The organism is Alteromonas ponticola, assembly GCF_012911815.1.
Classification (GTDB): domain Bacteria; phylum Pseudomonadota; class Gammaproteobacteria; order Enterobacterales; family Alteromonadaceae; genus Alteromonas; species Alteromonas ponticola.
In genome coordinates, this window is the sequence record NZ_JAATNW010000004.1 from 337,147 (window position 1) to 361,353 (window position 24,207).

At 46.7% G+C, this 24,207-nt stretch carries 25 protein-coding genes and 1 tRNA gene; 17 read left to right on the forward strand and 9 right to left on the reverse strand.

What is annotated here, in order from left to right:
- Complete coding sequence (locus HCJ96_RS08655; protein ID WP_169210643.1) at positions 1-426, reverse strand: rhodanese-like domain-containing protein; 426 nt, start codon at positions 424-426, stop codon at positions 1-3.
- Positions 427-634: 208 nt separating this feature from the next.
- Between HCJ96_RS08655 and HCJ96_RS08660 the strand changes: the two genes are divergently transcribed.
- The gene (locus tag HCJ96_RS08660) at positions 635-1,738 is read left to right on the forward strand and encodes a murein hydrolase activator EnvC family protein (RefSeq protein ID WP_425483738.1); all 1,104 of its coding nucleotides are present in this window, start codon (positions 635-637) and stop codon (positions 1,736-1,738) included.
- A 152-nt stretch (positions 1,739-1,890) separates the two neighbouring features.
- A complete protein-coding gene (locus tag HCJ96_RS08665; RefSeq protein ID WP_169210774.1) occupies positions 1,891-3,975 on the forward strand; it encodes a M13 family metallopeptidase in 2,085 nt (694 codons plus the stop codon).
- A gap of 61 nt (positions 3,976-4,036) precedes the next feature.
- Here HCJ96_RS08665 and HCJ96_RS08670 read toward each other — a convergent pair whose 3' ends face one another.
- The 3 genes from HCJ96_RS08670 to HCJ96_RS08680 all read right to left on the reverse strand — a co-directional run bounded on the left by HCJ96_RS08670 (position 4,037) and on the right by HCJ96_RS08680 (position 6,554).
- Positions 4,037-4,567: a DUF5655 domain-containing protein gene (locus HCJ96_RS08670; protein ID WP_169210644.1), complete on the reverse strand. Its 531-nt coding sequence runs from the start codon at positions 4,565-4,567 to the stop codon at positions 4,037-4,039.
- 64 nt (positions 4,568-4,631) lie between these two features.
- The gene (locus HCJ96_RS08675) at positions 4,632-5,471 is read right to left on the reverse strand and encodes a PhzF family phenazine biosynthesis protein (protein ID WP_169210645.1); all 840 of its coding nucleotides are present in this window, start codon (positions 5,469-5,471) and stop codon (positions 4,632-4,634) included.
- 108 nt (positions 5,472-5,579) lie between these two features.
- Positions 5,580-6,554, reverse strand: coding sequence for a threonine/serine dehydratase (locus tag HCJ96_RS08680; protein ID WP_169210646.1), 975 nt, complete (start codon positions 6,552-6,554; stop codon positions 5,580-5,582).
- 309 nt (positions 6,555-6,863) lie between these two features.
- Between HCJ96_RS08680 and HCJ96_RS08685 the strand changes: the two genes are divergently transcribed.
- Together HCJ96_RS08685 and HCJ96_RS08690 are read left to right on the forward strand one after the other, a co-directional pair.
- Complete coding sequence (locus HCJ96_RS08685; RefSeq protein WP_169210647.1) at positions 6,864-7,583, forward strand: divergent polysaccharide deacetylase family protein; 720 nt, start codon at positions 6,864-6,866, stop codon at positions 7,581-7,583.
- 110 nt (positions 7,584-7,693) lie between these two features.
- On the forward strand, positions 7,694-8,122 hold the full coding sequence (locus HCJ96_RS08690) for a MerC domain-containing protein (protein ID WP_343034695.1): 429 nt from the start codon (positions 7,694-7,696) through the stop codon (positions 8,120-8,122).
- A 22-nt stretch (positions 8,123-8,144) separates the two neighbouring features.
- Here HCJ96_RS08690 and HCJ96_RS08695 read toward each other — a convergent pair whose 3' ends face one another.
- From HCJ96_RS08695 to rsgA, 4 genes are all read right to left on the reverse strand, one after another.
- Positions 8,145-8,867, reverse strand: a complete 723-nt coding sequence (locus HCJ96_RS08695; RefSeq protein WP_169210648.1) for a glycerophosphodiester phosphodiesterase — start codon at positions 8,865-8,867, stop codon at positions 8,145-8,147.
- Positions 8,867-9,742: a DMT family transporter gene (locus HCJ96_RS08700; RefSeq protein ID WP_169210649.1), complete on the reverse strand. Its 876-nt coding sequence runs from the start codon at positions 9,740-9,742 to the stop codon at positions 8,867-8,869. Before HCJ96_RS08700 ends, HCJ96_RS08695 begins: the two co-directional genes overlap by 1 nt.
- Before the next feature lie 10 nt (positions 9,743-9,752).
- Entirely contained in the window at positions 9,753-10,625 is an 873-nt protein-coding gene (gene asd / locus HCJ96_RS08705; protein ID WP_169210650.1) for an archaetidylserine decarboxylase, read from the reverse strand.
- Positions 10,626-10,720: 95 nt separating this feature from the next.
- On the reverse strand, positions 10,721-11,758 hold the full coding sequence (rsgA, locus tag HCJ96_RS08710; protein WP_169210651.1) for a small ribosomal subunit biogenesis GTPase RsgA: 1,038 nt from the start codon (positions 11,756-11,758) through the stop codon (positions 10,721-10,723).
- An 82-nt stretch (positions 11,759-11,840) separates the two neighbouring features.
- Here rsgA and orn point away from each other — a divergent pair, with 82 nt between their 5' ends.
- From orn to ilvN, 6 genes are all read left to right on the forward strand, one after another.
- Positions 11,841-12,386 carry an oligoribonuclease gene (gene orn / locus HCJ96_RS08715; RefSeq protein WP_169210652.1) on the forward strand — a complete coding sequence of 182 codons (546 nt, stop codon included), beginning with the start codon at positions 11,841-11,843 and terminating at the stop codon, positions 12,384-12,386.
- A 108-nt stretch (positions 12,387-12,494) separates the two neighbouring features.
- A tRNA-Gly gene (locus tag HCJ96_RS08720) sits at positions 12,495-12,570 on the forward strand.
- Positions 12,571-12,912: 342 nt separating this feature from the next.
- Positions 12,913-14,460, forward strand: coding sequence for a tetratricopeptide repeat-containing sulfotransferase family protein (locus HCJ96_RS08725; protein ID WP_169210653.1), 1,548 nt, complete (start codon positions 12,913-12,915; stop codon positions 14,458-14,460).
- 169 nt (positions 14,461-14,629) lie between these two features.
- Entirely contained in the window at positions 14,630-15,136 is a 507-nt protein-coding gene (locus HCJ96_RS08730; RefSeq protein ID WP_169210654.1) for a DUF4442 domain-containing protein, read from the forward strand.
- A 192-nt stretch (positions 15,137-15,328) separates the two neighbouring features.
- Positions 15,329-17,041, forward strand: a complete 1,713-nt coding sequence (locus HCJ96_RS08735; protein WP_169210655.1) for an acetolactate synthase 3 large subunit — start codon at positions 15,329-15,331, stop codon at positions 17,039-17,041.
- Positions 17,041-17,538, forward strand: a complete 498-nt coding sequence (gene ilvN / locus HCJ96_RS08740) for an acetolactate synthase small subunit (protein WP_169210656.1) — start codon at positions 17,041-17,043, stop codon at positions 17,536-17,538. Before HCJ96_RS08735 ends, ilvN begins: the two co-directional genes overlap by 1 nt.
- Before the next feature lie 17 nt (positions 17,539-17,555).
- Here the strand turns inward: ilvN and HCJ96_RS08745 are convergent, their stop codons facing one another.
- Positions 17,556-18,491, reverse strand: coding sequence for a hypothetical protein (locus HCJ96_RS08745; protein ID WP_246261234.1), 936 nt, complete (start codon positions 18,489-18,491; stop codon positions 17,556-17,558).
- A 222-nt stretch (positions 18,492-18,713) separates the two neighbouring features.
- Here HCJ96_RS08745 and tatA point away from each other — a divergent pair, with 222 nt between their 5' ends.
- From tatA to hemB, 7 genes are read left to right on the forward strand one after another with little or no spacing between them, the layout of a single operon-like run.
- Positions 18,714-18,947, forward strand: a complete 234-nt coding sequence (tatA, locus tag HCJ96_RS08750) for a Sec-independent protein translocase subunit TatA (RefSeq protein ID WP_169210658.1) — start codon at positions 18,714-18,716, stop codon at positions 18,945-18,947.
- Positions 18,947-19,249 carry a Sec-independent protein translocase protein TatB gene (tatB, locus tag HCJ96_RS08755; RefSeq protein ID WP_169210659.1) on the forward strand — a complete coding sequence of 101 codons (303 nt, stop codon included), beginning with the start codon at positions 18,947-18,949 and terminating at the stop codon, positions 19,247-19,249. The genes tatA and tatB overlap by 1 nt, the downstream gene beginning before the upstream one ends.
- Complete coding sequence (gene tatC, locus HCJ96_RS08760; protein WP_169210660.1) at positions 19,246-19,992, forward strand: twin-arginine translocase subunit TatC; 747 nt, start codon at positions 19,246-19,248, stop codon at positions 19,990-19,992. The genes tatB and tatC overlap by 4 nt, the downstream gene beginning before the upstream one ends.
- 17 nt (positions 19,993-20,009) lie before the next feature.
- On the forward strand, positions 20,010-20,540 hold the full coding sequence (locus HCJ96_RS08765; protein WP_169210661.1) for a hypothetical protein: 531 nt from the start codon (positions 20,010-20,012) through the stop codon (positions 20,538-20,540).
- A 1-nt stretch (position 20,541) separates the two neighbouring features.
- Positions 20,542-21,321 carry a TatD family hydrolase gene (locus tag HCJ96_RS08770; protein WP_169210662.1) on the forward strand — a complete coding sequence of 260 codons (780 nt, stop codon included), beginning with the start codon at positions 20,542-20,544 and terminating at the stop codon, positions 21,319-21,321.
- 25 nt (positions 21,322-21,346) lie between these two features.
- Positions 21,347-23,203 carry a sensor domain-containing diguanylate cyclase gene (locus tag HCJ96_RS08775; RefSeq protein WP_343034697.1) on the forward strand — a complete coding sequence of 619 codons (1,857 nt, stop codon included), beginning with the start codon at positions 21,347-21,349 and terminating at the stop codon, positions 23,201-23,203.
- Complete coding sequence (gene hemB, locus HCJ96_RS08780; RefSeq protein WP_169210664.1) at positions 23,203-24,204, forward strand: porphobilinogen synthase; 1,002 nt, start codon at positions 23,203-23,205, stop codon at positions 24,202-24,204. The genes HCJ96_RS08775 and hemB overlap by 1 nt, the downstream gene beginning before the upstream one ends.
- The last annotated feature ends 3 nt before the right edge of the window (positions 24,205-24,207 follow it).

Here is a 24,207-nt window from a genome sequence, read left to right on the forward strand (position 1 = left end):
TTATCTGCTGATTGGCAAGCCTGCGCTTTGCCACGCATTCATGCCGCCTTTAAGTACAAACACTTTTGAAAAGCCGTTCTGTGCTAATGATGAAGCAACACTTCGGGAGCTATTCCCCATTGCACACACCACAATAATGGGCGTGTCTTTAAATTTTTCAAGCTTACTGAAATTTTTCTCGCGAATTTCTTCAGGTTTCATCTGACGGGCATTGATAATACGTCCAGCCTTAAACTCTTTCGCCTGGCGAGTATCCAGAACAACCGCATCTTCTTTGTTGATAAGCTGCGTCATTTCATGCGTGTTGACTTCTTTTATTTTTGACGTCCACGAACTGACAAAGCTGTAAACCAGCATGGCGACTAAGGCTAGCCAGATCCCACTCAGAAAAAAGTGATTACCTGCAAATTCTATTAGCTGTTCCATTTTGAACCTATGTACTTCTACCCACAAAAATCGAGTGCAAAGTATATAGAAAATTAGCGCAGAAACCAGATCGTGCAGCTAATTAACCGCATCGCACTTGTTACGGGTCTGAAAACCTGTTGAAATGGCAGGCGGTTTTTCTGAGTTAGTCGATGTAATGCCTTCAACATTTAACGTCAATCAAGATCAAGTAGTACGCGCATTAGTTATGTGCTGCGCAATGCTGTTGTCTTTCCCTCTGATGGCGCAAGATTCTCAGCAAGAACAGCTGGCAGAGTTGCAAGCTGAACTGAAGGAACGACAACAACGCCTTGCTGCCGACCAGGCATCGGCAGAAGAACTGCAGCAAGCGTTGCAACAATCAGAAGAAGAAATTGGCCGTGCCGCGTCGCAGCTGCAAAAAACAAAAAGCAATCTTGCAACCAATCAGCAGGAACAGGCCGAGCTGCACGCACAACAGCAAACCCTTACTCAGGCGATTATTCAACAGCAAGCCGCTTTAGCCAGCCAGTTAAAAAGTGCTTTTATGTCTGGTAATTACGATTATGCGAAATTGTTCTTCTATCAGGAAGAGGCGAGTAAGTTTGAGCGTATCCTCACCTATTATCAATATATCAACAAAGCGCGCCAGGCTGAAATCAGCAAGTTCCGTAGCAACGTAGAATCACTAAAAGCAGTTAATCACGAATTGGAATTAAAAGGGCAGGAGCTGGCCAGCTTATTGCGTCAGCAGGAGTCGCAACAGGCCCAGTTACTGGCACGTCAAACCGATCGCAAACAAACCCTAGCCAAACTCAATAACAGTATCGCCAGTGAACAAGAGCAGGTAGCATCGTTGCAAGCCAGCGAAAAAGCGCTGATGCAAGCGATAGAAGAGGCTAACCGGAGGGCGGCAGCGCAACAACAGGTAGAGCTTAAAGGACTGGCTTCTTTGAAGGGCAAGCTTATGCAACCGGCCGCAGGTACGGTTCGCCGATTGTTCGGGGCCCGTCGCCAAGGACAAGTTCGCTGGAAAGGAATTGTGATTGAAGGCTCAGAAGGCAGTTCGGTTAAAGCCGTTTCGCACGGACGGGTGTTATATGCTGACTGGCTACGAGGGTTTGGGCTGGTAACCATCGTCGACCATGGCGACGGTTACATGAGCGTATATGGGCATAATCAGGCATTGTTAAAGCAGGCGGGTGATGACGTGCGCCAGGGCGACTCTATCGCGCTGGTCGGGCAAAGCGGCGGACAAAGTTACCCCAATCTTTATTTTGAAATTCGTCATAAAGGCAAAGCGTTAAATCCAACCAGCTGGCTGGATTTGTAGCATTAATGGCGTAGTGCAGCGTTCGCATACTGTCGTAATTTTTCACCACCAGATCTCATCGGCATTGCCTTCTACATAAACATTGAGGCAAGGTAGCTGTTAAGAATAATTAACGTACTTTACTAAAACGATAATAAACCAGAGAAAACATGATGAAAAAAACCTTACTTGCATCAAGCGTTTTGCTTGCTTTTGCACTTAGTGGCTGTAGTGAAAAAGCGGAGCAGACTTCTACCAAGGCAGATACAGAAACTGTAAGCAGTCCACAGACTAAAAACGAAGCCGAGTTAGGCAGCTTTGGGGTTGACCTGACGGCCAGAAACGAATCAGTCAAGCCTGGCGATGACTTTTTCATGTATGCAAGTGGCACTTGGTATGACAATTACGAGTTACCAGCAGATAAAACCCGCTTTGGTGCTTTCAATGCCCTGGCCGACCGCAGTGAAGAAAACGTAAAAACAATCATTGATGACCTCATGCAAAAAGAGGATTTGTCGGAAGAAGAGAAGCTGGTTAAAGATTTCTATACCGCATATATGGATGTTGAAGCCATCAATGCAAAAGGCATTGAACCAATCAAGCCAACTTTAAGTGACATTGCTGCGATAGGTAATGTAGAAGAACTGACCTATGCGTTTGGTGAATCCTGGCTGAAAAATACCAATACACCGATAGCGGCCGGGCTTTGGTATAACCGTTTGGATCCGGACCAGTATCAACTTAGTGTCGGAGTAGCCGGCCTGGGCCTGCCAGACCGGGATTATTATCTGAGTGACGACCAACGCTTTGTGGATATTCGTGCGGCCTACCTTGCCCATATTGAGCAAATGCTGGCATTTACAGAAGCGGACGACCCGGCAAAAGACGCTAAAGCGATACTTGCACTGGAAACTAAAATTGCGGAAGTGCAATGGCCAAGAGAGAAGCGCAGAGATCGTGACCTGACCCTGAATCAATTTGAGCGGGATGAATTAGCCAAGCAGTACCCGGATTTCGACTGGGATGCATTTTTTTCCTCAAGCGGCCTTTCAGTGCCTCACTTGAACATTGCGCAACCAGAACCAGTTAATGACGTGATTGCGCTGGTCAACGGTGAGCCATTATCAAGCTGGAAAGCCTACATGCGCTACCATGCCGTGAGCAATAACGCGTCCTTGCTGGCAGAAGATATCTATAACGCTAATTTCGACTTTTATGGACGTACGTTAAGCGGTCAACAAGAGCCACGCCCGCGTTGGAAGCGTGCGGTTGAACAGATGTCAGGCACCGAATCACTGGGTTTTGCGATCGGTAAAATATACGTAGAACGCTATTTTCCGGAAAGCTCTAAACAGCAGATGGCGGAATTAGTAGAGAACTTGCGTACTGCACTAGGGGAACGTATCGACAACCTTGACTGGATGGGCGAAGAAACTAAAAAAAGTGCACAAGAAAAACTCGCCGCGTTTAATCCTAAAATTGGCTATCCTGATGAATGGATTAGCTTTGATGGTCTAAGCATTTCGGACAGCGATCTGGTTGGCAATGTGAAGAATATTCGTCAGTTTTTCCAGGACAAAGACGTTGAAAAAGAACTGAAGAAAACCGATCGCAATCGTTGGGGAATGACACCGCAACGGGTTAATGCCTATTACAATTCGTCATTCAACGAAATCGTATTCCCTGCCGCGATTCTGCAACCCCCATTTTTCGACCCTAATGCTGATGCAGCGGTAAATTACGGCGCAATCGGTGCGGTGATCGGTCACGAAATGGGGCACGGTTTTGATGACCAGGGTTCCAAGTCTGATGCTTCAGGTGTACAACGCAATTGGTGGACAGATGAAGACCGCGCTGCGTTCGACGCTAAGGCCAATGAACTAGCGGCACAGTACAGCCAATATTCACCCATCGAAGGTAACTTTGTGAATGGTCAGAACAGTCTGGGCGAAAACATTGGTGATGTGGGTGGTCTGGCAATGGCATATCATGCATATCAGCTCAGTTTAGATGGCAAAGAGGCGCCGGTCATTGACGGGTTAACTGGCGATCAACGTTTCTTCCTGGCATGGGCACAGGTGTGGAAGGAAAAACGTACCGAACAAAGTATGCTGAATCAGCTGCGAGCCGGCACCCATGCTCCCGGGCGTTTCAGGGCACTGGCACCACGAAATCATGATGCCTGGTACAAAGCATTTGATGTACAGCCTGATGACGAGTTGTATCTCGCGCCGGAAGACCGGGTACGGATCTGGTAATCATCCAGCAACGCAATTGCTCGCCCGTTTTGGGCGAGCAATCTAAACAATTCACTCACATCTAGCCTGCCTCTTCGTAGGCCTCCTTCACCAGCCTTTTGATTTCATCATCGAACTCTTTTACGTGGGTGAGTTCCACACGGTAGGTACACATGGTGCCAAATGCGCCGGAATCCAGCAGTCGTCCTTGTGGCTGTTTGTCATTCAATTTGAGTCCTACATCCATACGGGTTTTGGTGGCGGGTTTTATCAACAAAAACTGGCGCTTGCGTCGAACGCTGACCGTTGACTTCTTAGGCGCAATCTCAACATCCGCGCCTAAACTCCGACAGTACGTAATGAGGGTATCGTAAACTGGCATTAACAACGGTTTTTTCTCGTATTGGCTGCTGACAAGGTCCGAATCGTCAAATGAAGCCGCATCAGCTTCACGAAATTTAAGTGAAATAAAATTGGCAAAACCATGGGTGACGCCATGTTCAGACTTAAGCCAGGTAACAATTTCACCATGTTTGGAAAGCTTTGTATTGGTCAGTGTGTCTTTCCATTCAGCTAAGTTTTTGCCGGTTTTTTCTTTTAAGTTTTCTTCCACAATATTGTCCGCTTTAACTATTAATTAAACCTGGAGGAATGTCAGTCCAAGTGCAAAACTGCATTTACCCAATAACTCTGGCTCGCCCTGACACCTTAACCGGCTGTCCTTTGCCTTGCGTTATTGTCACCTTAATGAGTGAAGGCTGGCCCATATCGTCACCTTGTCGGATAGTAATACGATGCTGATGGGGCCATTCAATATCTCTTAAATAACCAGCGAAAGCTGCCGCCGCAGCACCCGTGGCTGGGTCTTCCAGTACGCCGCCGGAGGCAAACGCGTTGCGTGCCACAAAGGTTTGATTATTTTCCACATAAACCAACATTACCGTGACTAATTCATGTTGTCGCATCAGCCGTCGACCCTCATCCAGCTGGTAATGCATGTCTGCCAGTATCTGTCTTGAATGCAAAGGCAGCACAATGTGATCGGCACCACCGTGAATGCGGGCAGGGGGGATGGTCGGATGCAGGTCAGCTTGCTGCAGACTGAACAGGTGCAACATATCGACAAGCTCGGTCTCTGTTAATGGTTGACTTCGGGTCGGCGGTGATACCAGGGTCGCGATAATTTCGCCATTATCCTGCTCGGCATCCACGGTGATAGTGGCGTGATTAAGGTCTAGCGTGTAACTGCCGCTACCGATAGTTTTACCCAGCACAACCCCTAATGCAATGGTGGCATGGCCACAGAAAGGGACCTCGGATTCAGGCGAAAAATAACGTACGCGCCAGCTCAGCTGTTGGCTATCCTGTGCAACAGCAAATGCGGTTTCTGAATAGCCCACGTCGGCGGCAATACGCGCCATTTCGCTGTCGTCTATCCAGTTATCTAACAACATTACGCCAGCAGGGTTGCCGCCAGAGCCATTAACACTAAATGCGGCAATTCGTTGTATTTCCATTGCTTACCTTTCGTGAGTGAAGGGCGCCTCACAATCAGCGCATTAACCAGGTTATTTTGTCAATACACATTATAGATTAAAAGCCATCGTTAAACGCAATTTACGCTTTTAGGTTAAAAGGGATGTGAGCGTCTCATGGGCTATGTTTCTTCCACATAAAATAATCGCCACCTTTTTGCCTTTTAACTTTGGTGCGTACTGCACCGCAGCAGCAATGGCAACACCGGCAGCCCCTTCAACAATGAGTTGTTCATTGCTTACCAATGCATTTAACTGTGCGCGGATCTCATCTTCAGAAACCAATACTTTGTCATCGATAACCTGTTGACATATATCGAAGGTAATTGCGCCGTCCTCTACATTACCCGCGGTACCATCAGAAAGCGTTGGCGATTCCTCTACCTCAATAATACGGCCTGCATCAAGGCATTTTGCCATAGCGGGCGAGTTGGCCGGCCAGCAGCCAATAACTTCTATCTCAGGCCGTGCGGCTTTTAAATACGCACCGACGCCGCCAATTAAGCCGCCGCCGCCAACCGCTATAAATACGGCATCAATGTCGGGCAAATCTCTTAGCAATTCAGCAGCGATAGTTCCCTGACCCGCCATTACCGTGCTGTCGTTATAGGGTGAAATATAGCGCTTGCTTAACCGGGTGGCTTCATTGCGCGCTTGCATTTCAGCGACCAGACAATCACCTTCTACTTGTTTAATGGTAGCGCCGAGGTTGTGAATTTTTGATAACTTTAACGTCGAGGCATTCTCAGGCACATAAACTGTTAAGGGCACCGCTGCGGCTTTTGCAGCCATCGCGCAGGCCATGCCGTGATTGCCAGAACTGGCGGTTAACACCCCCGCTTGGCGTTCCTCTTCTGTGAGTGACAAAATACAGTTCAGTGCCCCTCGGTATTTAAACGATCCTGTTCTTTGCATTTGTTCATGCTTAAGGTAGATCTGCATACCGGTGGCATCAGACAACCTGTTGTTGTGCTCAAGCAATGTTTGATGAGGCGGTGTCTGGCATTGCGTAAAACGTGTCAGCGCTGCTTCGACTTGGCGACCGATGGACGCGGGTGAATTCATGTTTGCTTATCCTTTTTTGCTTTGTCGCCAAACGGTAAGTCTAGATACGTTTTTTCCAAAAATTTGCTCGACCGATAGATTGGCGTAAGTAAGTGTTTACTTATTATGCTTTCCAATTTACTTTTGCTGTTGCTTTGCTTCGATGCGCTGGTATGCTTGGGGCATAATAACCAAAGACAATAAAAAATAAAACGAATCCCAGTGCGCACCATAGGAAACTTAATAAAATTTAGCAAGCAACTGTTTTCACGAGGAAAATGCAGTTCAGTTTTACTCGCTTGGCTACTTTGCTGCATAAGCTCAATGGGCATGGCTGCGCCGAGAATTATGTTGATTATGGATGATATAGGCTACCGGCATACTGACCGCGCGGCACTTGCGCTGCCGAAAGAAGTAATATTTTCTATACTGCCAGCAACGCCACTTGCCGAAGAACTGGCCGTTGAGGCGAGTGCTCAGGGGCGGGATGTAATGCTACACCTTCCGATGGAAGCATTGAACGGTCAGAAGTTAGGTCCACAGGCTTTGCAGGCGGGCATGTTTCCCAATGCGATAAGCGAGACCTTTGCCAGGGCCATGGATACTGTCCCGTTTGCCATTGGCGTAAATAACCATATGGGCAGTATGTTGACTCAACAGACCGAGCCAATGCTGGCGCTGATGCAGGAAATAAAGGCACGAGATCTGTTCTTTGTTGACAGCCGAACGACGGTAAATAGCGTAGCAGAGCAGGTTGCCAGAAATATTGGGTTGCCGGTGGTGTCACGTAATGTATTTATTGATCACACCATGACCGTTGAATCAATGGAAAAATCGCTGCAACGTTTAGTCTCGCTGGCAAAGCGCAGAGGCTTCGCGGTAGGTATCGCTCATCCTCATCCGATGACTGTACGCTTTTTGCTGGAGTCGTTACCTTCGCTTGAGCAGCAGGGCATTTATCTGGTCTCTGCAAATCAATATTTCAAACCCGCGTCCCGTATGCTGGCAGCAGAACCGCAGCCGGCTGAAAGCATTTCTGCACCACAATAAAACCTGCTAAAAATTAAAACCTACCAAAATTTAATTAAACAGGATTTTGCAATCGCGGCACAATGTTATATTATAACGTAGTCAAATCGGCGAGAGATAGGTAATTCATAGTGAAAACGGTGACAACAACACAGACAACGTTAGATAAACTAGGCATCTGGGTGTCTGGTCTGTGCGCGGTGCATTGTCTTTCATTACCGGTGCTGGTCCCGCTGATGCCTTTAGTTGCATCAAGTTTTTTTGCTCAGGCCTGGTTTGAGCGTACTATTTTGTCCATTTCTATTTTGGTTGGTTTAGCGGCTTTGTTCACCGGCGCTATTCGTCAACATGGACAGTTTTATCCGATCGTTTTGTTGATCACAGGCGGTACTATCTACTGGTTTAAGAACATGTTCGGCGAGAGTTTTGAGCCTTTCACGATTGCGTTTGGTGCATTATTGATTGCCATGGCGCACGTGAGCAATCTGCGCATGTGCAGACAGTTTAGAAAATTGAATGCCAGCTATGCGACAAGTCAGCTGGCTACCGTTTCTAAGTAGATAAAAAAAGGTTTATTCCTACCTAACGCGCATCCGCGAACTGATACATTTCACATTTCCCCAGCGCTTCGCGGGCCTTATCCGGGACGTTGGTAAAGATGCCATCCACACCCCAGCCGCTCAACATGCGCATATCTTCCACCTTGTCGACGGTGAATATCATGACCTTGGCGTTCAGGGTTTTCAGTTCCTCAATATATTCTTTGCTGACAACTTCCAAATCTACATGAAACGAGTAGGCGTTCATTGTGTCTACCAGATCGTGACAATTTTCCAACACGGCGGCGGTCAGAATACCTAATTTTAAATCTGGCCGTTTACGACTGAGTTGCTTTAGCCAATGGTGATTAAACGATGAGACAATTATGTTTTCCAATGGAAAACCACTTGATTCAATCGCGTGATCAAAGTGTTTCAGCCAGTTATCTATGTTTGAGATATGCTTTATCTCAACATTACACACGCAATTGTGTGGAAGCATTTTCATCACTTCAATTAAGAAAGGAATAGGTTCACCATTGCCTGCGTCTAACGAACGCAGGTACTCGATAGATTTGTCAGCAACCAGGCCTTCACCATCGGTCGTGCGTTCCAACCAGCGGTCGTGAAACACGATGAGATGGTTGTCCACCTCCATAGTATCAAACTCAACCCCGTCAGCGCCTTGATGAATTGCCAAATCAAACGCACTTAAGGTATTTTCCGGAGCAGCTTTACTTGCCCCTCGATGACCTAGAATAAGCATTAGCCAACCTCCTGTTGGTGAGAGCGCCCTGTATTGACAGTTTCGTAAATCGAAGCCGAAATGATTAACAAACCGCCGAGAAGTGTAGATAGTTCGGGTGTTTCTTTAAGCAACACCACCGCTAGCAACACGCCGTAAAGTGGCTGCATACAGGCAATTAATGAAAAGGTTTTAGCTCGAAGATATATTAAACAGTTGGCGATAAGGGCATGTGGCAGGGCGGTAAAAAGCGTCCCCAGCGTAGCAATCAGCAATCCGGTAGATAAATTGATCTCGGTTAGCTCAGTGCTGCCAACCGGAATCAGGACGATACAAATAACTAAAATTTGCCACGCCATTGCTTTCGCGCCACCATAATGAGAAAAGTACTGCCGGTGAAGCAGATTCCTTAATGCATAAAGTATGGCAGAGGCAACACCGATTGCCACTCCCAGCGTGACATTATTATTTAAATCTGGTGCAGGAACGAGCAGGTAAATGCCTATCAGAACGACAAGCGCGCTGACCACATCCTGCCACTTAAGCCTGACAGCCTCAAAGAACGGCTCCATGAATACGGTGATGACTGGAAACGTGAACAGCGCGATCAAGCCTACCGATACACTGGCATACTGCATGGCAGCGAAATAACTGACCCAGTGTGCAGCCATCAGTGCGCCCAGGCCGATGGCTATAAAATAATCGTGTTTACATGCTAATTTAAGCGACTCCCCTGACCACAGCAAGTAAGCTATCAGTGTCAGACAAGCGAAAACAGAACGCCCGATCGTAATATCGGTAGCGCTTAATGGAATGAGATGAGAAAACAAGGCTGTGCCGCCGAGCAGCACAACTGTAACATGAAGCGTTACCAGGCTTCGTTTAATGGGATCCATCGACGATAAATTATTCGCTGGCTGAAGCTGCGCGTGTGGCCATTGGTTGACCTAATCGGGTTACCTGAAGTGGCGCCAGGTCGGTAAAATCGATGGAATCTGGTTCGAAACACACCACAATGGTAGAGCCCAGTTTAAAGCGTCCCATTTCCTCTCCCTTTTTAAGATGGATACTGGTTTCATTGTCTGTTTCATATTTCCAATGCTGCACGTTTTTACCAGCGGGGGGAGTCACTGTGCCCGCCCATACGGTTTCGATGCTTGCCACTATAGTCGCGCCGACTAACACCATGGCCATTTTACCCACCGGCGTATCAAAATAAGCCACCACCCGTTCATTGCGTGCAAACAGGCCGGGGATATTTGCGGCGGTGAGCGGATTGACCGAAAATAGTTCGCCAGGAACATACACCATGTCGGTCAGCGTGCCATCAACGGGCATATGTATGCGGTGATAATCCTTGGGGGCTAAGTAAATAGTGGCAAACTTACCATTTCGATACGGCGTTGCCAGTTCTGGCTTACCGCCCAGCAGCGTGGTAAGACTATAGTCATGGCCCTTTGCCTGAAATACGCTGTCGTGACGAATATCACCAAATTGACTCACTGCACCATCGACAGCGTGGATGATAGAATTATCGTCCGCATCAATGGGCCTGGCGTCGTCTTTCAATGGACGGGTGAAAAATTCGTTAAAGGATTTGTAATGTGCGGGATCAGAATACATAGCCTCATCCATATTGACGTTGTATTGCTTAATAAAAAGTTTGATTAATCCCGTGGTCAATCCTCCTGCTTCGGCACTGGCCAGCTTACCTACCAACCTCGATAACAGATGCTTTGGTAACAGGTACTGAAGATTTACTTTTAACCAATCCAACACAACAATTCTCCGCTTTTAATCCTGGTATTCAAATTTCGGCCGCGATTGTACCCTATCTGTACGCAAATAGTTGTCTTTTTGGGTTACCGGAATTATTAATTTGACGGAATGTAACTTGGACGCTGCTCTTCCATCGTGGCCAGAATTCTGTGATAACTGTCAAAGCGAGTTTGACTGATTTCACCTTTCTCCACTGCCTCGCGAATCATACATCCCGGGTCATTCAAGTGTTTACAGTCGCGGAATTTACACCCGCCGATATACTGTCTGAATTCAACAAACCCCCAGGTCACTTCCTCTTGGGTGAGGTGCCATAAACCAAATTCACGGACTCCGGGCGAATCGATTAAGTCGCCTCCGGCTGGCAGATGCAGAAGCTTTGCTGATGTAGTGGTGTGTTGGCCTAACCCTGATGTGGCTGAAATTTCACCCACCACTTCATCCGCCTCTGGCAGGATTTTATTAATCAAGCTGGATTTACCAACCCCGGACTGGCCGACGAAGATGTTCGTTTTTTCACTCAGGTGTGCGTTCAAATCATCCAGCCCTTCAGCACTTTTACAACTGGTGTAAATAATTGAATATCCCAGCTCGGCATAGGTTTTGAGGGTGGTTTGTAACTGCGTGTAATCCTCTTGGCTTAGCAACTCAACTTTATTCATTACAATGAGTGGGTGAATATTGATATGCTCACACGCGACTAAATAGCGATCAATAATATTTAACGACACTGCCGGAAGCACTGAACTGACGATAATTATTTGATCAATGTTGGCTGCAACTGGCTTGACGCCATCGTAATAATCCGGGCGGCTAAGCATACTGCGGCGATCTTTGACTAACTCGATCACCCCTTGCAGGGTTGCGTTAGTATGCTCATCTTTGCTGATTAGCACATCATCGCCACAGACTACCGAATCAATGGTTCTTCTGATGTGACAACGACAGATTTCGGGTGTATTTGAAATGACAATTTCCACATCCGCATGCTTACCAAACCGACCTACAACGCGACCTTCAATTAGTTCAGCAGTATTGAGAGTCTTTTCTGATGGCGTGTTTTTCAGCATTTTACTTCGATTTGCCGCCACCTGTCTTTTCTGTCGATGAGTCAATTTAGGTTTTTTAGCCACGATATCCTGATAAATTAGCGTATACTCTGCCAATCATACCGTTTGTTGAGCGTGCTTACCACGCCTATACACAGAGGACCCTATGACAAAAGACAGTAAAAACCTGGTTTGGATTGATATGGAAATGACAGGACTCGATCCTGAAACCTGTAAAGTGCTGGAAATTGCCACCATAGTTACCGATGCGCAATTAAACGTTTTAGCTGAAGGGCCGGTCATTGCCATACACCAATCTGACGAGATATTGGATAACATGGATGCATGGTGTGTGCGAGTTCACGGGGAAAGCGGCTTGACCAAGCGTTGTCGCGAAAGTGCAATCACAGAGCAGCAAGCTGCTGAGACCACGATTAAGTTTTTAAGTGACTATGTGGATAAGGGGGTGTCGCCGCTGTGTGGCAATACCATCGGTCAGGACCGCCGCTTTATGGTCAAATACATGCCGGAACTGGAAGACTACTTTCACTACCGCAGCATTGATGTGTCGACAATTAAGGAATTGGCAAAACGCTGGAAACCAGATGTGCTCAACGGTTTCACCAAAAAAGGCGTACATTTGGCACTGGATGATATTCGCGAATCAATCGAAGAGCTCAAATATTACCGAGAGCACGTGTTTAGTATATAAATTCGCCATGATGACAAAAAAGTTGTAATTAGGTATTGCGTTAATAAAAATTTTTTGTAAAATGCGCACCTCTTCAAGCAAAGCGATGCTTGAAGAGGTCTTTTTAATGCGGGAATAGCTCAGTTGGTAGAGCACAACCTTGCCAAGGTTGGGGTCGCGAGTTCGAGTCTCGTTTCCCGCTCCAAATCTTTATCCTCCAAATTTTCATTTTCCAGATTTTGTATCAAACCCCTTTTTATGTTTGTTTGATTCAGCAAGTGTTTCAATATCAGCGCGTTAAAAAGCCTCACTTTTAGCCTGTGGGTGAGCAAAATTTCGCTCCTTCGTGGCTTGAGATTCTGGTTGCTGGTGGGCGAACTAAGTCGAGCAATAAATTTAATTAATCTGAGCGATTTCATTTAATCCGGTTACATTAAATCCGTGTAATCATCTATAATCGAAACGAATTAGTAAATCGGAGTATGACGACTAACTTTTCCTTGAGAAAATCAATTAAAAATTATAATTAGTCGTTGCAGTCTTAAAGATGGAAACCCGCAGTCAGTTAATTTCAAAAGCAGAAGCCGCTTGCGATGCCGGCGATGTAGTTAATGCGCAACGAGCGTGCTCAATTTATCAAAAAAACTTTGGTGAGGACCCTGATATTTTGTGCCTCACCGGGCGTACCCTTCTTAACCTGCGTCAGTATACAGAAGCAGAAAAAGCGCTAACCCGGTCTTACGAACAGTCGCAAAGCAATATCACACTGGCCTATCTCATTATTGCGGCATGCGCTTCATATAATCGTGCGCGAGTTGAAACTGTCGTCACAGAGCTTCAATTTGACCAAATAGAACAATACGAGCTTCTTGTTCTTCTCGGACAAAGTCTGGCGACCTTAAAGTTGCATACTTTAGCACTGGACGCGTACAACCAGGTTTGTGCTATATGGCCGCGGCGCGCAGATGGCTTTTATTATGCAGGTCGAACATACGTTAAACTCGGCAATCGTCCACAAGCCGTCGTGTCACTAAAACAAGCCATTGATATAGAGCCGACGCATCTGCTGGCTAACCATACACTGGCTATCGCCAACCCTGCTGACTTCGATTCGGCCCAGGTGGCAGCGCTGTCTGATGCATTTAAACAAGCTCATTCGGCAGGGGATCAGGATTCCGCTGTCATTTTGGCGCACACTTTAAACAAAATTTACGCGCATCAGGGGGCGTATAGAAAGGCAGAGAACATTTTATTGCAGGCAAAGGGTGAATTTGTAGAGGATGCCGAAATATCAGAAGCAAGAAATGCCGCCATCTTCGACTGGTTGCTAGAGGGAAAACGCGAAAATTGCTTCGGTTCTGTGGGCAGTGCAAGTGACCAGCCCATCTTTATCGTCGGTATGCCCGAAACCGGATCGAATATTGTAGCTCACATTCTATCTGCGCATCCTGAGGTGGCAACACCATCATCCACTAACCTGTTTGTACAGGCAGTTAGCCAACTTTGCGATAGAAAAAAACATATATCGCTGGATTTAAAAGCATTGCTTGAAGCTGAGGAATTGGATAATCAGCGATTCGGTGAATACTATCTGCAATTGACCAATGGAATGAAATCAGGCTCTGAAAAATACACCGTTGATTACCAGCCGTATAACTTTTTCAATGTGAGTCTGATCAAACGCGCTTTGCCGAACGCCAAAGTGATAATTATGTTGCGCGATCCTGTAGAAACAGTCATCGCCAATTATCTTAAGCTGACATTGCCCTTCAATCATACCAATGGGTACACTTACGATTTGACTTATTGCTGTCGGTACTATCGCCATTTTTATAATCTGATGCATCGGTGGCAGTCAATTTACGGCGACTCAATTCGTATCCAGTCGTATGCAGCATTATCCAGCGATTGGGAAACAGAAGTGAATGCACTGTTCGATTACTGCGGCTTTGCAGCCGTTGATAAATCAACCAGGGCATTTCAACAGCGTATTTTATCAGCTCACCAAAAGCTCACCAATAATAATGACCTTGACCATTACACCACGTTTGCTGAGTTAGTGCGGAACAAATTGTCAGACTTACTTAGCGATTAACCTGATCGGGAGACGTATAGGTGACGCCACGACTTGGTACAGGTTTGCATTCGGTATCATTAAGCTTCTGACAGCGATTGCCTGCTATGTTGTTGCAACCCCTTGTTGAATTTTGGTGCGTATCCAATTAGGCTTACTGGTCTAACCAGATTGAGTGAAGATATGACCCGTGAACACCAAAGCCAAACACAAACCCAATCCCCTGAGGCAATTTGCAAATTGGGCTAACAAGAAACCAGACTGGTTAAGCCGCAGGCTGTTAACCTGGATATTCCGTTTTAAAGTGAAATTAACCGGCACCACCAGACTGGAAATCCTGCACACCGATTTTACTTCCGTCACCTTTCGTCAGCGCAACTTAACCCGTGTGCAAAACCACATCGGTAGTGTGCACGCCGCAGGTATGGCGTTGCTGGCTGAGTCTGCGACAGGGTTTATCGTTGGTGTCAATTTACCCGGTGATAAGTTGCCGTTGATAAAGTCGATGGAACTCAAATATGTAAAGCGAGCGAAAGGCGATATGCAAGCGATCGCTACACTCACAGAAGAACAACTTGCGCTAATGCAGCGTGAGGATAAAGGAGAGGTACTAGTGAATGTCAAGGTTACAGACGAGACCGGTGATGAGCCTGTTTTGTGTCAAATGCTATGGGCCTGGGTGGCGAAAAAAACCTGATGGCGAAATTGTAAAAATTGTGTTAATTGACCTAATTGGGAGTGGATAAAGCCTACTGGATAGGTTGTTCATCCTATTATTTTGCTATATTGGGATATATATCTCACTTTATTGAAAATTGTTGTTTATCCTTCCTAGTTCCTTCGATATAGTCTCAAAACGGTGCTTTTATAGACAAAATGGGAGGGAGTTGTGAAGATGATGTCAGGTGCAGCCATGGTGGTTGAGGCATTGAAAGATGCAGGTGTCAGCCATGTTTTTGGTTATCCGGGGGGCGCTGTTCTTGACATTTATGACGCACTATTTGCGCAAGATTCAGTTAAACATATTCTGGTTAGACACGAGCAGGCTGCTGCGCATATGGCAGACGGATACGCACGCTCGACGGGAAAAACGGGAACCGTTCTAGTTACCTCAGGACCAGGCGCTACTAATACGATAACCGGAATTGCCACGGCGTATATGGATTCCATTCCGATGGTGGTACTTTCAGGTCAGGTTCCGTCAATGCACATTGGCGAGGATGCGTTTCAGGAAACCGACATGGTCGGTTGCTCGCGCCCCATTGTTAAGCATAGCTTCCTGGTCAAGCGCACGGTTGATATTCCCGACGCGATAGCCAAAGCCTACTACATTGCAAGTACGGGCCGTCCTGGTCCAGTGGTGGTGGATTTGCCTAAAGATTTGGTTAATATTCAGGAAAAACACCTCTACTCCTATCCGCAATCAATCTATATGCGGTCATACAATCCAACACTTAGCGGGCATAAAAAGCAGATTAAAAAAGCGCTTGAAGCGCTAAAGAATGCGCAGCGTCCGGTGTTGTATGTCGGCGGCGGTGCCGTTGCTGCTAACGCCAGCGCGAAAGTTATTGCCTTAGCTGAAAGCCTGCAGGCGCCGGTAACCTGTACGTTAATGGGGTTAGGCGCGTTTCCCGGCCAACACAATCAGAGCCTGGGCATGCTGGGGATGCACGGCACACTTGAGGCCAATAAAGCCATGCATAACGCAGACTGCATCCTGGCCTTAGGCGCGCGCTTTGATGATCGCGTAACCAACAACGTGGCTAAATTCTGTCCGCATGCCACTATTATCCACGTTGATATTGACCCGGCTTCAATCTCAAAAACCGTTAATGCACATATCCCTGTAGTTGGAAGTGTGGAGAAAGTCCTTGAACAGTTACTCGAATCGTTAGCTTTGGAGGGCTCACAGGCGGATAAGTTAGCCGACTGGTGGCAACAAATTGAACAATGGCGCCAACGCAATTGTCTGCGTTATCAGCAGGCAGATGACAAAATCAAGCCGCAGCAGGTAGTGGAAAGTGTATATCGTCATACCCAGGGTCAAGCGTTTGTGAGCTCAGATGTAGGGCAGCATCAAATGTTTGCCGCCCTGTACTACAAATTTGCCCGTCCCCGACAATGGATTAACTCTGGGGGGCTGGGCACTATGGGATTTGGATTACCTGCGGCAATGGGGGTGCAGGTGGCTCACCCGGAGGCAACGTCAGTGGTAATCACCGGAGACGGCAGCATCCAGATGAATATTCAGGAGCTATCTACCTGCTTGCAATACAACCTGCCAATTAAAATTATTTCGCTTAATAATCAGGCGCTGGGAATGGTGCGGCAATGGCAAGACATGATTTATAAAGGTCGTCACTCGCACTCTTATATGGAATCCATGCCGGATTTTGTCAAGCTGGCTGAAGCATATGGTCATGTGGGAATTCGCGTCGATCATCCAGATGAACTTGAGGCGGCAATGGAGCAATGTTTTAGTCTGAAAGAGCGCTTGGTCTTTGTCGATGTCAGGGTAGATCAAAATGAACATGTTTATCCAATGCAAATTAAGTCCGGCGCTATGGATGATATGCGGTTAAGTAAAATGGAGCGTACCTGATGAAACGAATAATTTCAGTATTGATGGAAAATGCTCCGGGCGCATTATCCCGCATAATCGGCGTATTTTCACAGCGAGGCTACAATGTTGACTCATTGTGCGTGGCACCGACAAACGATCCCAGTTTATCGCGATTGACAATTATTACGCATGGTGACAGCAAAATTATCGAGCAGATAACGAAACAGGTTAACAAACTGATTGATGTATTAAAGGTTGCGGATCTGACCGAAGGCGCGCATATAGAACGAGAGTTGATGTTAATTAAGGTGGCCACGCGAACCGAAGCCATTCGTGCTGAGGTTAAGCGTAATACGGATATTTTTCGAGCACGTATCGTCGATGTCAATGCACACAATTATACTATTGAGATTACCGGTACTACGGACAAACTTGACGCGTTTGCACTGACCATGAGTCAGGCCTCTGAAATTATCGAATCGTCGCGAACGGGGGTGTGTGGTCTGGGCCGGGGTGAACGCGCGTTAAGGCCCTGAATGTTAGTAAATGCTTACTACAGATGATATTTTCCGTAATAAACTTCAATTCGCAATGCTACACCATAGGAGGGCTTGAAGTCCTCCTCTCTTAACCATAGTACAAAGGGCTCAACCTCATAAAACAACCACTCTCTATGAGGGTTGGTGCGATAACGCGCGCTAACATAGTATTGGTCGAGTCGGTTTCCGGGCTTAGTGAAGCCTTCGGTGAATAGGTTGTAAATCACCGCAGAATCGTTAGTCAGAGGCTGCAGAAATTGCAGTTCGTGCCGCCACATCCAGTCTTCAGACAAGTCGCGGTAGTAATAGCGATTGTTAAAGCGAAAAACATGGTCGGTTTCATTCACGTGTTGAAACGATGCCCCAACTTCGGCGCCAAATTCGTCACGAGTGTAATAATACGCTTCGGCGTCATACAACATTGACCAGTTCTGATTGAATGAGTAGGTATCCCGGTAGCGGGATTTAAGGTAAATCTGGCCGCGTCGACCGGTTCCGATTCGATGCGAAAGGGACGAATCGTCAGACTTTTTGAACCTTAACGCAATTGTGGTGCTCTCTCTGGATGACAGACTCTGGTCGCGCACGGCGTTAATGGTATCATCTTCATCGTAATCGTCATCATCACTAAGCAATAAATCAACCCGGTCTTTTAAGGCTGGAAGTTTTACCCGGATACGAAACTTTAAATCCAGTTCTGACATGTCGCGTGTGCGCGGTTCCCAACCTAATCTGACACGTCCTTCCGCTCTGGCATCTTTGTACGCATCGCTACCTTCCACCGCAAAAAAACTATCGAGCTGACGTGCAGTATTGTCCATGGATTGAGTCAAACTCTGCTGCCAGCGATCGAACCAGGAGGCATCCTTATTTTCGACCGTATCTGGAGGGAAGGGGCGCACTATTTCATCGGTTTTAAGCTCAGCATCAGCTTCACGATGATGTGACATTGTGCGATTTGAAGTGTCCTCAACAACAAGCGAGGAGCAAAACAATAATATCAGACAAGACATTGTTAATGGTTATCAACTTACTACTATTCCATGTATTACTTTAGCATGCTTGGTAATTAACGAGAGGTCAAATGAGTTTTTCATCTGATCAGGATAAAGATAATGAAAGCAGCTTCTGGCAATGGCATACTGTAACTTCTGACGTAAAGGAGAAACAATATGGGGATCAGTATTTGGCAATTGCTGATAGTCTTGGTCATCGTAATCTTATTATTCGGCACCAAACGTCTGAAAAATATCGGCAGTGATTTAGGCGGAGCATTAAAAGGCTTCAAAAATGCCGTTAATGACGACAAAGATGCTGAATTTGACGCGGATGAATCCAAAAAAGTCGAACAGCAGGATTCTCAAAAGCAAACCTCTGCCAAGCAGGAAACTAAAGAAAAACAATAATGTTTGATATTGGTTTTTGGGAACTGTTGACTGTGGCAGTGCTTGCATTGTTGATACTGGGGCCGGACAGACTCCCGGGTGCCTTGCGTTCAACCATTTCTACGGTGCGCAAAGTGCGCAATATGGCGACCGGTTTTAAACATGAAGTCGAGCACCAGTTGCGTATTCATGAGCTTCACGAGAACCTGAAAAAAGCAGAGCAGGAAGGGATTGAGAATGTCTCGCCTGAATTGAAAAAAAGTGTCGAAGAGTTGAAGCAAGCCGCCAGCTCCGTGCAAGAACCCTATAAAAAGAAAGAATGACTGACGAAAACAGCTTGCTATCCCACTTAATTGAACTGAGAAGTCGAATATTAAAAGCATTACTTAGTGTTCTAGTAGTGTTTTTATGTTTGGCCTATTTTGCTCAGGACTTATATCAATTGTTAGCGCGGCCACTTCTTGATGCGCTGCCCGATGACGCGTCCATGATTGCAACCGATGTTGCATCTCCGTTTTTTGCCCCATTCAAATTAACTCTGGTGTTGTCATTTTTCATAGCTATTCCATACGTGCTCTATCAGGTGTGGGCCTTTGTGGCACCCGGTCTGTACAAAAATGAAAAACGACTTGTCGCGCCTTTGCTGTTTTCCAGTACATTGCTGTTTTATGCCGGTATGGCCTTTGCCTACTTTGTGGTATTCCCGCTTGCGTTCGCTTTTTTTACCAGCGTAGCACCTGAAGGTGTAACGGTGAGTACCGATATCAACAGTTACCTGGATTTTGTATTAAAATTGTTTTTTGCCTTTGGTATCTCATTTGAGATCCCAATCGCTATAATTTTGCTTTGCTGGACCGGGGCAACTGATGCCAAAAGCCTGCGCGCCAAACGCCCGTATGTCATTGTTGGGGCATTTATCATTGGCATGTTATTAACTCCCCCGGATGTGATCTCGCAAACCTTACTGGCGTTACCCATGTGGTTGTTATTTGAGGTAGGTGTGGTGTTGGGAGGTATTTACTCTCAGCGCAGCCAGCACGTTTCAGATTCAAATTTACATGAATAATAAAAAGGGAAAACAACATGAAATTTAGCATTTTGGTGGGTTCTGTCGCTCTGTTATGTGCCGCCACCACTCAGGCAGAGTCCATTGAGCAGGCTCTGGTCAAATGCAGCAACGTAGATAACAGTCTGCAACGTCTGGTGTGTTTTGATAAGGTGGCAAAGGACGTGCAGCAGTATTCGGGCGTTGAAGAGGCCATCAAGCGTGGCTATTCGGTACCCGCAGGTTCGGTTTCAGCGCCCCGGCCGGCACCGCGCAAGTCAATAGAAACCGTGACGCCGGCCGCAGAAGCGACACCCTTTGGATTAGAGCCCAAAGAACAGGGTGAAGAAATTGAAGAAATCAGCGCCACTGTTGCCAGCCTGGATAAAGCCCCACGTGGCGAATTGATTATTACCCTTTCTGACGGCAGTGTGTGGCGGCAGCGTGACTCCACACACTATAAACTTAAGTCTGGTGACGTGGTAAACATCGAACGCGGCATGCTGGGTTCTTTTTATCTCTCTAAACCCGACCAAAATAAGCGTATAAAAGTCAAGCGAACGAAATAACATGCGCTGGTTTGATGCTGGAGTAAACTTGCTGGACAGACGCTTTGAACCGCAAGCCGTGGTGGAAAGCGCGCTTGCGGCAGGCGTGTCGAAAATGTGCGTCATTACCACTCAACCTGATGAATGGCAGCCCGCGATGAACGTGGCTGCAGCATACCCTGAAAATTTGGTGTTTACCGTTGGGATTCACCCTCATAATGCCAAGCTGGCCACGCCAGACGATTTTATTCGGCTCGGCGATGCTCTGCAGCACGCGCAAGCTGTGGCAGTGGGAGAGTGCGGGCTGGATTTTAATCGTAATTTCTCCCCCCCTGATGTGCAGCGCGACGTGTTTGAACAACAACTTAGGATTGCCGTTGCGGCCAATAAACCTGTTTATCTGCATGAGCGGGATGCCTTTGCGGATCAAGCCCGCATATTATCTGCTTATAGGGCGCAACTCACAGGTGGCATTGCGCATTGCTTTACCGGCACTAAGACGCAACTCGAAGCCTACCTGGCGATGGGGCTTCATATCGGTATAACCGGGTGGCTGTGCGATGATAAGCGCAATGCATCCTTGCTTGAGGCAATTGAAGCGCTGCCGGCTGATAAGCTGATACTCGAAACGGATGCGCCGTATTTGTTTCCCAAAAACAAGCGTCCACGTGCGCGCAACAATGAGCCTGCGTATTTGCCCAGTATTGCAGACAAACTCAGCGAAGTGACTAATATTCCAAGTGAAACCCTCAGCAAGACAAGTTATGCTAACACTTGCAGATTATTTGGGATAACTGATTAGCGCAATGCAGCAAACAGCTTTTACAGTGCGTAAATACGATTTGTGGTTACTGGGAGTCACAAGCATCCTGGTAGCGCTGCTTATGGTAATTGCATTCAGGTTTGCACCCGTGGATACGCAAGAACAACGCATTCAGAATCTTTTTTATAGTTTCGAAAGTGTTGACGACGCACCATTCGCCACGGAACACCACTGGTTGGCGATACCTAACCCGGTCAATCTTGGGATGCGTGAAGCGCCGACGTGGTTTCGCTTTACTATTGCCCCATCAAATGGCCCGATTCGATACCTGCTGGAAGTTAAATACCCACTGCTGGATACCATCACGGTTGCATTTTATGCGTCGGATACACAACAGCTTATCAATGAATTCGAAGCCGGGGACGCGCAGGCATTTGCTCATCGTCCGATTCTTCATGAGTCACTGTTATTTCCCGTGCCCGATCATGAGAGCGAGCTGACGGTCATTATCAAAGTACAGTCAGCTGGCACCACCAGACTCCCCTTACGGCTTTGGAAAAAAACCGAGTTTATTGAGTACACCTCAAAACATAATTTATTAATGGGGTTGTTTTTCGGTTTTCTAGCAGCGATGGGGATCAGTAATCTCTTTTTCTTTTTTACTACCCAAAATCGTACTTTCTTTATCTATTCCGGCTACGTATTTTCACTAATGCTCACCTTGATGTCAGTGAAGGGATTGGCGTATGCACATATCTGGCCTGAGTGGGTTTGGTTTCAGGAACGTGCAGTCGGTATTTTTGCCAATGCGGCGATTATGTGCGCTGTCATTTTTTCCAGCTGGTTATTGAATGTCAAACATTACAATAGGCGCCTGGCCTTAATATTAAAGGCGTTTGGCTGGGTTTTTTTAGCTAATATTTTTATTAGTCTGGTGCTTCCGTATGCCTACTTGATTAAGTTGTTTTTCGTATTGTTGAGCATCGCGGTTGTCGTCACGTTTTCTATTGGCATCTGGCTGGCCATAAAGGGCGTCGTTATTGCCAGGTACTATGCTTTCGCCTGGTCAATTTTGTTACTAAGTGGCTTGCTGGCCAGTCTCGATAATCTGCAATTGATATCAATCAACATTCAGTCAAATTACCTGCTTATGTTGGGGGGGGCGGTTGAAACGTTGTTATTGGCGTTAGCGCTGGCAATTTCATATAACCTTAATCGCAAAGAAATGCTGGATGCACAGGAAGTTGCTATTGCCCAGGAGAAATCTGCCCTGAATGCCAAAGAACAACTTCTGGCGGTTCAGGAACAATATCAAAATGAACTTGAGTATAAGGTGCAGGAGCGGACGTTAGAGTTGGAGGTGGCGTTAAGAGAGTTGTCTGAAGCCAACCGGGAACTTGAAAAACTTAACACGATAGATTCTCTGACCAATATTAAAAACCGTCGTCACTTTGATAAGCGTTTAATCGCGGAGGGAAGACGAAGTCGTCGGGAACAGACCCCTCTCAGTATTATCATGGCCGATATTGATCATTTCAAAAAAATTAATGATAAATATGGGCATGCCGCTGGCGACGCCTGTATTAAACATGTTGCCAGCTTGCTCAAAGAAGCCGTTCGCCGGCCTACCGACGATGTGTGCAGGTATGGTGGTGAAGAGTTTGCCATCATACTGCCTAACACCGATTCAGAAGGGGCATCCAATGTAGCTGAGCTGATGCGGCAAACCGTTGAATCGTCACCCGTGTTGGTTGACGACTCCACCATCAGAATGTCATTAAGCGTGGGCATAGCCACCGCAATTGTTACCGCAGAGGAACAAGAACTGACCATGCTGAAAGAGGCTGATCGCATGTTATATGCCGCTAAACAGGACGGCAGAAATAACGTAAAAATTATGGATTTATCAGGAAGTGAATAATGAGTAGCAATAATTTCCCTGTTCGCAGAATGCGCCGTTTGCGCTTTAATGAATCACTTCGTTCACTGGTCACAGAGCATCAGTTAAATGTGAGTGATTTGATTTATCCGGTGTTTATTTTACCCGGCGAGCAGCAACGTCAATCGGTACCATCCATGCCTGGCGTTGAGCGACTTTCAATCGACGAATTATTGCATGACATTAGTGAATGGTTTGCGTTGGGTATTCGCGCGCTGGCAATATTTCCGGTAACCCCGGCAGACAAGAAATCACTTTGTGCGAGCGAGGCTTTTAACCCGCAAGGACTGGCTCAGCAAGCCATCACAGCGGTTAAGCAAGCCTACCCGGAGATGTTGCTGATCTCTGATGTAGCGCTGGATCCGTTTACCTCGCATGGACAGGACGGGCTGATTGATGAAGCGGGTTACGTGCTGAATGATGAAACCGTGGAAGTACTGATCAAACAGGCAATCTCGCATGCCAATGCGGGGGCAGACATTGTCGCCCCTTCGGACATGATGGACGGTCGAATTGGTGCAATTCGTCAGGCGTTAGACGCACATGCACATATTAATACCTGTATCATGGCATATTCCGCAAAATATGCGTCAAGCTATTATGGGCCTTTCCGTGATGCGGTTGGTTCTGCAGCTAATATCAAAGGCGGCAATAAAAAATCTTATCAAATGAATCCGGCGAATTCTGATGAAGCAATTCAGGAAATCAAGCTGGATATTGAAGAAGGTGCCGACATGGTCATGGTCAAACCCGGCATGCCTTACCTGGATATTGTCCGACGTTGTAAGGATCAGTTCAGAGTGCCAACCTTCGCCTATCAGGTCAGTGGTGAGTACGCTATGCATATGGCCGCTTTTGAGCAAGGGTGGTTAGACAGGAATGCGGTCATTGTCGAATCACTGCTGGCGTTTAAACGGGCTGGCGCAGACGGTATTTTAACTTATTTTGCGGTAGAGGCAGCAAGGCTATTGCAGCAAAAATGATCA

Bases quoted from the DNA above. Each gene is read 5' to 3' on its own strand.
- HCJ96_RS08680 (WP_169210646.1), bottom strand. From the start codon at position 6,554: ATGAATTCACCCGCGTCCATCGGTCGCCAAGTCGAAGCAGCGCTGACA.
- HCJ96_RS08695 (WP_169210648.1), bottom strand. From the start codon at position 8,867: ATGCTTATTCTAGGTCATCGAGGGGCAAGTAAAGCTGCTCCGGAAAAT.
- hemB (WP_169210664.1), top strand. From the start codon at position 23,203: ATGAGTAGCAATAATTTCCCTGTTCGCAGAATGCGCCGTTTGCGCTTT.
- HCJ96_RS08660 (WP_425483738.1), top strand. From the start codon at position 635: ATGTGCTGCGCAATGCTGTTGTCTTTCCCTCTGATGGCGCAAGATTCT.
- tatA (WP_169210658.1), top strand. From the start codon at position 18,714: ATGGGGATCAGTATTTGGCAATTGCTGATAGTCTTGGTCATCGTAATC.
- HCJ96_RS08770 (WP_169210662.1), top strand. From the start codon at position 20,542: ATGCGCTGGTTTGATGCTGGAGTAAACTTGCTGGACAGACGCTTTGAA.
- HCJ96_RS08675 (WP_169210645.1), bottom strand. From the start codon at position 5,471: ATGGAAATACAACGAATTGCCGCATTTAGTGTTAATGGCTCTGGCGGC.
- HCJ96_RS08665 (WP_169210774.1), top strand. From the start codon at position 1,891: ATGAAAAAAACCTTACTTGCATCAAGCGTTTTGCTTGCTTTTGCACTT.
- orn (WP_169210652.1), top strand. From the start codon at position 11,841: ATGACAAAAGACAGTAAAAACCTGGTTTGGATTGATATGGAAATGACA.
- HCJ96_RS08765 (WP_169210661.1), top strand. From the start codon at position 20,010: ATGAAATTTAGCATTTTGGTGGGTTCTGTCGCTCTGTTATGTGCCGCC.
- ilvN (WP_169210656.1), top strand. From the start codon at position 17,041: ATGAAACGAATAATTTCAGTATTGATGGAAAATGCTCCGGGCGCATTA.
- HCJ96_RS08725 (WP_169210653.1), top strand. From the start codon at position 12,913: ATGGAAACCCGCAGTCAGTTAATTTCAAAAGCAGAAGCCGCTTGCGAT.
- tatC (WP_169210660.1), top strand. From the start codon at position 19,246: ATGACTGACGAAAACAGCTTGCTATCCCACTTAATTGAACTGAGAAGT.
- HCJ96_RS08700 (WP_169210649.1), bottom strand. From the start codon at position 9,742: ATGGATCCCATTAAACGAAGCCTGGTAACGCTTCATGTTACAGTTGTG.
- HCJ96_RS08685 (WP_169210647.1), top strand. From the start codon at position 6,864: ATGGCTGCGCCGAGAATTATGTTGATTATGGATGATATAGGCTACCGG.
- tatB (WP_169210659.1), top strand. From the start codon at position 18,947: ATGTTTGATATTGGTTTTTGGGAACTGTTGACTGTGGCAGTGCTTGCA.
- HCJ96_RS08745 (WP_246261234.1), bottom strand. From the start codon at position 18,491: ATGTCACATCATCGTGAAGCTGATGCTGAGCTTAAAACCGATGAAATA.
- HCJ96_RS08655 (WP_169210643.1), bottom strand. From the start codon at position 426: ATGGAACAGCTAATAGAATTTGCAGGTAATCACTTTTTTCTGAGTGGG.